The following is a 9,009-nucleotide window of genomic DNA, read 5'->3' on the forward strand; positions in this document are numbered from 1 at the left end:
ACTGCCGCCTCCTCAAAACTCAAACCTTCACGTTCTTTGATTTCCATACTTTCCGGCGAAAATCTACTGAATAGGCCATAAGATTCAACTCATAGGATGAAAATGATTGCTTGATCATTTTATATCGCTGCGGCTATATCTTGCTGTTGCAACAGAGCTAGAACAGGCCGTTGCAGGGTAAGCTGGCTATCTTTAAGCCAAGGTTTGGAACGAGCTGAAGGAGCTTTTGCTCGTTCCGAAGCTCTTCCGGCTTCTTCCAAACCTGCTTTTGGACGTTCCCGAACAGCTTTTGTTCGTCCGAAATCTCTTCCTGTATCTTCATGAACAGCTTTTGGATGTTCAGGTAGAGTTTTTACTCGTTTAAAAGCTGTTCGCGGATGCCCACCAGGAGATTTTTGCGCATCCAAAACCTCGTTCAAAATGTCCATAAGCTCTTCAGGAATGAAGAAAAACTCTTCCGGGATGTCCTAAACGAGCTTTTGAATGTTGCCGAGCAGCTCTTGGATGTTCGCGAAGAGATTTTGCACGTCCAAAAACTCCTTCCGCATCTTCCCGAACAGCTTCCGCAGGTTCGCAACGCCCTTTTACTCGGCCCGCAGGCACATTTTTATTTGCCTGCCCTGGCCTTCTTGATAAGCTGTTTGGCAAACTTCCTCTCCATTTTCCAGCGGGACAAGGAGAGCTTGGCAAGTTTAGATAAAAGTCGCTGGGCTGACATGAAAACGGAGAGACAACATCTTCACATGCTCTGTCGTTAAAAGCTGTTTCCCTGCTAGAACGTCAAAAAGATAGTTTTCATCGCCAATTTCCGGCAAGTCTGCGGCAGTCATGTGGTGTTCTTCCAGCAGAAACCGAAGAACGTCTCTACCAAAGACATCTGGTTTCGGAAAATGATCTTCCTCATAGGCGTGAATCAAGGTGCCTAACATGTCGGTCAAATCATATAAAGGATGCTTTTCGTTATCTCCGACAATATCTAAAAGGCTAGTGAGCGTTTCTGTCGCTTGCTCGTATTGCTGCGGGGTGCGAATGGGGAAAAACGGGATAAGCATGTGCAGACTGCCCCATGCTGCTTCAAGGTGTTGAATAGCGATTGTCATTTTTTCCACCTTCCTCTGTCGTATTCGGCATGGGTCAGCACCTGCCGAACATAAATTTTTTGCCGGTTGAAATGAAGAGCTGCAATGAGCCGATATTTATTACCGCCGATATTGAACACGTAAAGCTCTCTGACTTTATCTACGCTGGGGAATATCCTACGCAGCGCATCAAAGCTGCCGAACTCGTTTGCCTCAAAAATTCGGAACCAGGCATCCAAAGCTGTCTTGCTATCAGGATGTTGCTGCGCGAATTCAAGCAATGCTTTGCGGGAAATTACGTGCATATTCTTAGATTACTTAAAGCTCACTTGTGCGAGCAAGTAAAGTTGCGTCTATAATTGCAGGATATCCTGCTCAAGGATAGTCCTCAACTCTTCCTTCGTTATTTCCTTATAGCCTGTTCGTTTGATCAAGGTGGTACGTATCTTCGATAGAACTTCCTCATCCAACAGCACATTAATAATGTTTTCTGTACTCAAAGCGCGAATCTTTTCCCAGCGTTGCTCCAGTAAATTTTTGCGGGATATGCCTTCTTTGGAAATCAGATAAAACAATTCTGCCTCTTCCCGATCCAGCCCATCCAGCAAATCAATGGTGAACACCAGATCGTGCTGAATTTTTTCGCCGGTTGAAATGCGATAAAGCTGCCAGACTAAGGCATTGGTCAGTACCACCCATTTTATCCCGGCGTATGCGCCATAAGCAGCGGCTTGAAAAATATGATTTTCTTTCAAGGCCATGCCGATCTTTTTCGCCTCAATGACCATGACCGCCTCGCCTTTGATCGACAAAACATAATCAGCCCGCCTGCTTTCTATCTTCTGCTCTGTTTTGATGTCAGAAATTTCATATTTAAGAACAATATGCAATATCGAATCTATTAGTCTCCGCGTGTCATTCTCGTTATCCTTTCTTTCATATGAAGCGTTGAGAAACGGCAAAATTTTATTAACTTCGATGGTAATGCGGTCAAGTTGCTCGTTCAGAATTTCCTGTGATGACCTACGTCGGCGCTCTCCTTTTTCTTCGGTTCCGTAGCAGATTGCTGCTCAGAAGGGGCTTCTTTTGCAGGCTCGATATATTCGACAATCTGAAAGATTGTGTTGCACCGTTTGCAACGGGCTTTTCGTCCTATCGCCTCTGCCTTAATATTATCGTACACATGGTTGCATTCAAGATTAGCGCATATCGTTTTCATATTATTCTCCTTTTCGTTAGCCAGAGTACTGACAGAATTTTCTGTTGCAAGAAATATCAGAGTGCTCAGAGGACAGACAAGATGCCGCCGCAAAACGCGGGAAGATGCTACCAGACGGAGGCAAATATATCAATGTAAAATCTGAGTGACTGCGAGCATATTGCTTATGCCGCCACATTTTCATTTTCCTACTACTACCTTCCTGATAAGCTGTTTGGCAACATTCTTCAACCCAACCTCAACCGCCGGAACGACTCGGTATAGGCAACACTCATGAGCAGCACATTACAGGAAGAAATTCAGAAACGCCGCACGTTCGGCATCATCAGTCACCCGGACGCAGGTAAGACCACTTTGACGGAAAAGCTCCTCCTCTTCGGCGGGGCGATCAACATGGCCGGCGCAGTCAAGTCGCGCAAAACCGCCCGTCACGCCACCAGCGATTGGATGGCGATTGAGCAGGAGCGCGGCATCTCCGTCACCACCTCGGTGATGAAGTTCAACTACCGCGACTTTGAGATCAACCTCCTTGACACGCCTGGCCATCAGGACTTCTCGGAGGACACGTACCGCGTCCTCACTGCCGTGGACTCGGCCCTTATGGTGATTGACTCGGCCAAGGGCGTGGAAACGCAGACTGGCAAGTTAATGGAAGTATGCCGGATGCGCAACACGCCGATCATCACCTTCATCAACAAGCTCGACCGTGACGGCCTCGATCCCTTCGACATCCTCGCCGACATTGAGGAGAAGCTCCAGATTGAATGCGCGCCGCTCTCATGGCCAATCGGCATGGGCAAGGGCTTCAAGGGCGTGTACGATCTGCGCCGCAACGAGCTGAATCTCTTCACGCCCAGCCGCGACACCCGCCCCGAAGACCGGATTGTGGTCAAGGGCTTGACTGACCCACGCCTTGATGAGCTGTTAGGCCGTGATGCCGACCGTCTGCGTGCGGACGTGGAGCTGCTGCAAGGCGCGGCTAATGCCTTTGAGTACGAGGACTATCTGAAGGCGGGTCAGACTCCGGTTTTCTTTGGCAGCGCGATCAACAACTTTGGCGTGCGGGAGCTGTTGGACAACTTCGTTGAGCTAGCACCACCACCCAGCCCGCGCCAAGCTGCCACGCGCATGGTCGCGCCGGACGAGGAGGCCTTCTCCGGCTTCACCTTCAAGATTCAGGCCAACATGGACCCGGCCCACCGCGACCGCATCGCTTTCTTCCGCATTTGCTCTGGCAAGTTCACACGCGGCATGAAGGTCAAGCACCACCGCATCGGCAAAGAGATCAGCCTGAGCAACGCCACGGTCTTCATGGCCCAGGAGCGCAGCCATGTTGACGAAGCCTATCCTGGCGACATCATCGGCATTCACAACCACGGCACGATCAAGATCGGCGACACCTTCACCGACCGCGAGCCGCTCAAGTTCACCGGTATTCCCAACTTCGCGCCAGAGCATTTCCGCCGGGTGATCCTGAAGAATCCGCTCAAGATGAAGCAGCTCGCCAAGGGCTTGGTGCAGATGGCCGAGGAAGGCGCAGCGCAGGTCTTCCGGCCGGTGCTTGGCAATGACTACATCCTCGGCGCGGTGGGCGTGCTCCAGTTTGAGGTGACGATGGCGCGGCTCAAGGACGAGTACGGCGTGGAGGCGATTTCCGAGGGCATCAATTACAATCTGGCCCGCTGGGTGAGCTGCGATGACCCGAAGAAGCTGAAGGCGTTCGAGGCCAAATGCCAGGGCAACTTAGCCTTTGACGCGGAAGGGCATCTCGCCTTCCTCGCCGACGGCCAGTGGCGGCTCAAGCACACTGCCGAGCTGTTCCCGGAGATTGTGTTTCATAAGACGAGGGAGCATAATTGAGCAACGCAGGAGCGAAATTATTTTCGTTCCTGCAAACACCGCGATATCAAAAGGGGTATTATCATGATCTCAGCAGAGAAAAGTGTCTATATTTCCTACTCTTGGAAAAAGGAGAAAAGGAAGAAGACTGTTGAAAAGATAATGGCTGCATTTTCAGCAGTTGGAGTGGAGGTTAAAAGAGATGAAAAAGAAATAGGTTACGGTGATCCCATCAGAGCCTATATGGATGAGCTGGCCGCAGGCGGAGCTATCATTCTGGTGCTGAGTGAACCGTACATCAAATCGCCCAACTGCATGTATGAACTGCTGGAAATATACAATCACGACCGCAAAAAATTCTGTGAACGTATCATTCCGGTTGTGCTGAAAGAAACCAGATTTCACAAGGCAATTGACCGGCTGCCTTATATTCGTTTTTGGGAAGAAGAGACAAAAAGGCTGAAAGCAGAGTTGGGTTCTGTTGATATGACCAATATCGGCACCGTCTCGCATCAGGAACTCAGGAAATATGTAGAGGTCAGCAACAAGATTGATGATCTTCTTTCCTTGATCGGCGACATGAATCATCTGAAAGAAGAAGATCATCTCAAGGACAATTTTTCTGCCCTGATTGAGCGTATTTTCCCCGCTCTTCCGCCTTCTGGTGGCGGCGGCGCGGATAAAACTGACCGAGAAAAAGCAGCAAGCAATCAGTCTGTAGATATTGATCAGAATATTGTTGGAAACGGCAATATCTCTTCCGGGAGCGGGAATATTACTATCGGAAATGTCACCATTTATGCTGCCGGGACGGCCAAGCAGCCAGAAACAACAGCTTCCCTCATCTCCCCCGCCAAACTCGGCACCCTCTTCGGCGTTCCCGATCCGCCGCCGAATCATTTCGACAGGCCCGAATACCTTGATCAACTCCGCGCCGCTGTATTGCAAGGTGACACGCAGGCTGTTGGCACCACCGGCAAGCGGCAGTATGTTGGTGTGCTTGGCATGGGCGGCCTCGGCAAGTCTGTGCTCGCAGCGGCCTTGGCGCATGATGAAGCTGTGCGGGCCGCGTTTCCCGACGGCATCTTCTGGCTGCGGTTCCGGCAGAATGCTGACGATGCCTATCTGCTGGAGCAGCAGGCGGAAATCCTCAAAATTATTGCGCCCGGCCAATTGCCGGACACCCTCGTCAACGGCGAAAACCTCCTCACGCTCGCCCTTGAGGACAAATGCTGCCTTTTCATTGCCGATGACATTTGGGACAGCGGGCAGCTCTATCATTTCAAGCTCAAAAGCAAGCACTGCCGCCTTCTTCTGACCACCAGAAAGGCCGAGGTGATCAAGAAGATCAACGCTGTTGCTTGCGAATTGGGGCTGCTCTCTGAACCGCAGGCGCGGCAGTTTTTCGCAGTATGTTCCGGCTGCGCCGAGAATAATCTGCCTGAAGAGGCCGCAGCCATTGTGCAGGAGTGCGGTCGTCTGCCCCTTGCGCTTGCGGCCATCGGCAGCATGGTCAAGGATAAGCCTGCCAAACGCTGGCAGACAGCTTTGGAGAAATTGCAGAATGCCCGTTTGGACAAGATTCCGGCTGATCTGACCCTTGACTACGAGTATAAAAATCTGTTCAAGGTCTTGCAGGTCAGTGTGGAGGACTTGCCGCCGGAAGTGCAGGCGTATTACAAAACCCTGATCATCTTTCACGAAGATGAAAAAGTACCGGAAGATGTGATTGATATCTATTGGAATCACTGCGGCAATGGTGATTACGAGCCATCAGGGGCTGTTTGCTGGTGGAAAGATCGCTCCTTATTCGTGATAAAGATAAGTTACTAACACTGCACGACCTGCTCCGGGATTACCTCTTGTTGCAGTCTGATGGAGATGTTGCCAAGTTGCACAAGCAATTGCTGGAGGCATATAAGGCGAAGTATCCGGGCGGATGGCATACGATTCCTTATATTTATATCGAAAAAAGTTATTTCTTTACCAAGAAAGGATATACACATTTCTATATGACTTGGGACTATCATGCCAGAGAAGCTAACGATACTGTTTATGCTGCCAGAATCGCTGACGATTTAATTCGCAATCAACCTTTACTTGATATGGCGGATTTAAAAATAGCCTTAAAATTTATTGATTATAAATTACATGACATCGCGCCGAGACTGCTGAGAATAAATAAAGATATATCCGTATTGAAAGAATGTTTAGAATTGCTTGGTAATGGCGCAGAAAAATGCGACGTGCTGATTGTGTTGAAAGAAATGATAAATAGAGGCGATATGTTTAATGATAAAAATAAAAAGGTGATAATTCTATGTTTGGAAATCCTTGAAAAGGAGGCAAGCGAAGTGGCAAAAGAATTGTTAGGAAAAAATATAGACAGAGATATTACATATATATGCTTAAAAATACTTGAAAAAGATGGCATTGAATACGCAAGAAAATTTTTCAAAAAAGACTACAATCACAATATCATAGAAATATGCTTGTTTTTATTTGGAGACGAGCTAAGGGAAGATGCGCGAAATTTACTGAAAGAGACTGACAACAGCGCGGTTAAGATGATTTGCATCCATTTTCTTGGAAAAGAGGCGAAAAACGCTGTCATTCATATATTAGAAACGACTAAGGATGAAGGTCAGCGCAAATTTTATAGCGACCTATTGCTTGAATGGGAAAAGAACGATCCTGAAGAATAAATTCCGCAGGGGCGTTTCGCTAAACGCCCCTACACACGCCTGCATCCACAATCCCGGCTTGATCACACACCACCCGGCAGGCAAAACACAGCGGCGCAGCCCAAGAAAGTGTATTTTTTATATCTGCTCATCTATTTTTCCTACTTTCTCATAGCCGCCGCCTATGAGAAAATGTTCTCCGTCTATTTCCTCATAGGAAAAAGAGATGAGAAAGTCCAAAAAATATACTTCCAGATAGCCGCGCCGGACGAGGAAGCCTTCTCCGGCTTCACCTTCAAGATTCAGACCAACATGGATCCGGTCTATCCCGGCGACATCATCGGCATTCACAACCACGGCACGATCAAGATCGGCGACACCTTCACCGACCGCGAGCCGCTCAAGTTCACCGGCATCCCCAACTTCGCGCCGGAGCACTTCCGCCGGGTGATCCTGAAGAACCCGCTCAAGATGAAGCAGCTTGCGAAAGGCTTGGTGCAGATGGCTGAGGAAGGCGCGGTGCAGGTTTTCAGGCCGGTGCTTGGCAATGACTACATCCTCGGCGCGGTGGGCGTGCTGCAATTTGAGGTGACGATGGCGCGGCTCAAGGACGAGTACGGCGTGGAGGCGATTTCCGAGGGCATCAACTACAACCTCGCCCGCTGGGTAGACTGCGAAGACCCGAAGAAGCTGAAGGCGTTCGAGGCCAAGTGCCAAGGCAATCTGGCCTTTGACGTGGAAGGACATCTCGCTTTCCTCGCTGATGGCCAATGGCGGCTCAAGCACACCGCCGAGCTGTTCCCTGAGATTGTGTTTCATAAGACGAGGGAGCATAATTAGCGATGTCTTCGCACAAGGGTAGACACGGAGGTCTGCCCCTGCAACATAAATCAACTGGTGGAAATTATGGGCGACAAATTCAAAACCGTCGGTGGGCCTATGACCATTGTCAAAGGACATGGCAAAATCATCAACAACAACTATCCCCAAGTCCCTATTGACGACTTGCTGAAACTTCTGAAGCAGGCAAGGGAAAAGGCGCAGCATCTGCCGGAGCCGGTCAGGGACAAAGTGCGGCAGGAGATCAAGGAGGCGCAGCTTCAGGTGAAGGAAACTCCGCAGGAAAAGGAGAAAATTGCCGTCAAGCTGAACAACGCGAAAGACACCTTGAAAGCAATTGCTGAAACCGCGCCGCAGGCGGTTTCGGTTGGCAAGCTGCTGGGGAATGCGTTAATCTGGCTGAATAAAATATTGTAGGGGCAGGCCCCAGTGCCTGCCCTTTTCATAGAAATGATCCGCAGGAAAAAGATCATGGGCGATGAGTTCAAAAGCGGCGGCGGGCCGATGAATGCGGCCAAAGATCAGGCGACGATTCTCAGCAATCAGGCGGCGCATCTTGGCCAGAATATTGCCGGAAGCGGCAATATCTTTTCCGGGAGCGGGAATGTCACTGTCGAAAATATCAACATCTATGCTGCCGGGACTGCACCGCCGTCGAAAGAAAAAACTTACCAACAAGCTCACGGCAGCAACATCAACTATTTAATCGTTGTTATGATTATAGGTGTTATGGCCTGCGGTCTTCTTGTCTGGCTGTGGTGGACTCGCGAGCATATTGCGCCACTGAATGGCCCAATAGGAATAGCAATACAGGAAAAAATAAAGATTAGTTCTCCATCTCCCGCAGAAAACGTACGTACAGGATGTTTGAAAGTACACTGGAATCCTAACACACCTAAAATAATTGAATTCTACCGTAATAACGTTAGTATTGAAAAAACTTCCTTTCCAGTTCTTCCTGGAACGTGCATCTATCTTAATCAACCAGGAGAAATTGAGATCAAATTATGGACACATAATGGCACGGTTGAAGACCAAGTAAAGTTGACCGTTGTTGGGATGTCGTTATTCAGGACAATTATAAAACTAACGGTGATAGTTCTTTTCATCGTTATTGGTTTTCTTGCGTGGCTCAAGAAGGACAAATCATGCCAGTTACTATTAAAATCAAAAAGGAGCAAATAAATGCAAGCATGTACCAATGACTTAATTTAAATAAGTAAACCCCCGGCTCTGCCGGGGGACTCCCGAAGTTTGACAGTTCCGGGAGAATATGGAAGTCTCGCTATTCTGAACCGCTCAAAGTTCAAGAAGAGGAGACTTCCATGTACGACAGCCAAAGTCTAAG

The 9,009-nt window shown here is 48.9% G+C and carries 10 protein-coding genes and 1 pseudogene; 6 read left to right on the plus strand and 5 right to left on the minus strand.

All coding sequences use genetic code 11. The features are described from left to right. Positions 1-119: 119 nt before the first annotated feature. The 5 genes from ACNKIB_RS08140 to ACNKIB_RS08160 form a co-directional block, all read right to left on the minus strand. The gene (locus ACNKIB_RS08140; protein WP_417910049.1) at positions 120-428 is read right to left on the minus strand and encodes a hypothetical protein; all 309 of its coding nucleotides are present in this window, start codon (positions 426-428) and stop codon (positions 120-122) included. 264 nt (positions 429-692) lie between these two features. Then, the gene (locus tag ACNKIB_RS08145; RefSeq protein ID WP_417910050.1) at positions 693-1,100 is read right to left on the minus strand and encodes a helix-turn-helix domain-containing protein; all 408 of its coding nucleotides are present in this window, start codon (positions 1,098-1,100) and stop codon (positions 693-695) included. After that, positions 1,097-1,384, minus strand: a complete 288-nt coding sequence (locus ACNKIB_RS08150) for a type II toxin-antitoxin system HigB family toxin (protein ID WP_417910051.1) — start codon at positions 1,382-1,384, stop codon at positions 1,097-1,099. Before ACNKIB_RS08150 ends, ACNKIB_RS08145 begins: the two co-directional genes overlap by 4 nt. 48 nt (positions 1,385-1,432) lie before the next feature. After that, entirely contained in the window at positions 1,433-2,041 is a 609-nt protein-coding gene (locus ACNKIB_RS08155; RefSeq protein ID WP_417910052.1) for a type I restriction enzyme HsdR N-terminal domain-containing protein, read from the minus strand. A 41-nt stretch (positions 2,042-2,082) separates the two neighbouring features. Then, on the minus strand, positions 2,083-2,298 hold the full coding sequence (locus tag ACNKIB_RS08160; protein WP_417910053.1) for a hypothetical protein: 216 nt from the start codon (positions 2,296-2,298) through the stop codon (positions 2,083-2,085). A gap of 273 nt (positions 2,299-2,571) precedes the next feature. On the opposite strand from ACNKIB_RS08160, the gene ACNKIB_RS08165 reads away from it, so the two are divergent. From ACNKIB_RS08165 to ACNKIB_RS08190, 6 genes and pseudogenes are all read left to right on the plus strand, one after another. Beyond that, positions 2,572-4,158: a peptide chain release factor 3 gene (locus ACNKIB_RS08165; RefSeq protein ID WP_417910054.1), complete on the plus strand. Its 1,587-nt coding sequence runs from the start codon at positions 2,572-2,574 to the stop codon at positions 4,156-4,158. 63 nt (positions 4,159-4,221) lie between these two features. Further along, on the plus strand, positions 4,222-5,970 hold the full coding sequence (locus ACNKIB_RS08170) for an NB-ARC domain-containing protein (RefSeq protein WP_417910055.1): 1,749 nt from the start codon (positions 4,222-4,224) through the stop codon (positions 5,968-5,970). Next, positions 5,922-6,842 carry a hypothetical protein gene (locus ACNKIB_RS08175; protein WP_417910056.1) on the plus strand — a complete coding sequence of 307 codons (921 nt, stop codon included), beginning with the start codon at positions 5,922-5,924 and terminating at the stop codon, positions 6,840-6,842. The genes ACNKIB_RS08170 and ACNKIB_RS08175 overlap by 49 nt, the downstream gene beginning before the upstream one ends. 303 nt (positions 6,843-7,145) lie before the next feature. Beyond that, positions 7,146-7,661 (plus strand): annotated as a pseudogene (gene prfC / locus ACNKIB_RS08180) (peptide chain release factor 3); the annotation flags it as partial. A 66-nt stretch (positions 7,662-7,727) separates the two neighbouring features. Continuing rightward, positions 7,728-8,078 carry a hypothetical protein gene (locus tag ACNKIB_RS08185; RefSeq protein WP_417910057.1) on the plus strand — a complete coding sequence of 117 codons (351 nt, stop codon included), beginning with the start codon at positions 7,728-7,730 and terminating at the stop codon, positions 8,076-8,078. A gap of 54 nt (positions 8,079-8,132) precedes the next feature. Then, positions 8,133-8,846, plus strand: a complete 714-nt coding sequence (locus tag ACNKIB_RS08190) for a hypothetical protein (protein ID WP_417910058.1) — start codon at positions 8,133-8,135, stop codon at positions 8,844-8,846. The last annotated feature ends 163 nt before the right edge of the window (positions 8,847-9,009 follow it).

This window comes from Candidatus Electronema sp. PJ (assembly GCF_048287395.1).
Lineage (GTDB): Bacteria > Desulfobacterota > Desulfobulbia > Desulfobulbales > Desulfobulbaceae > Electronema.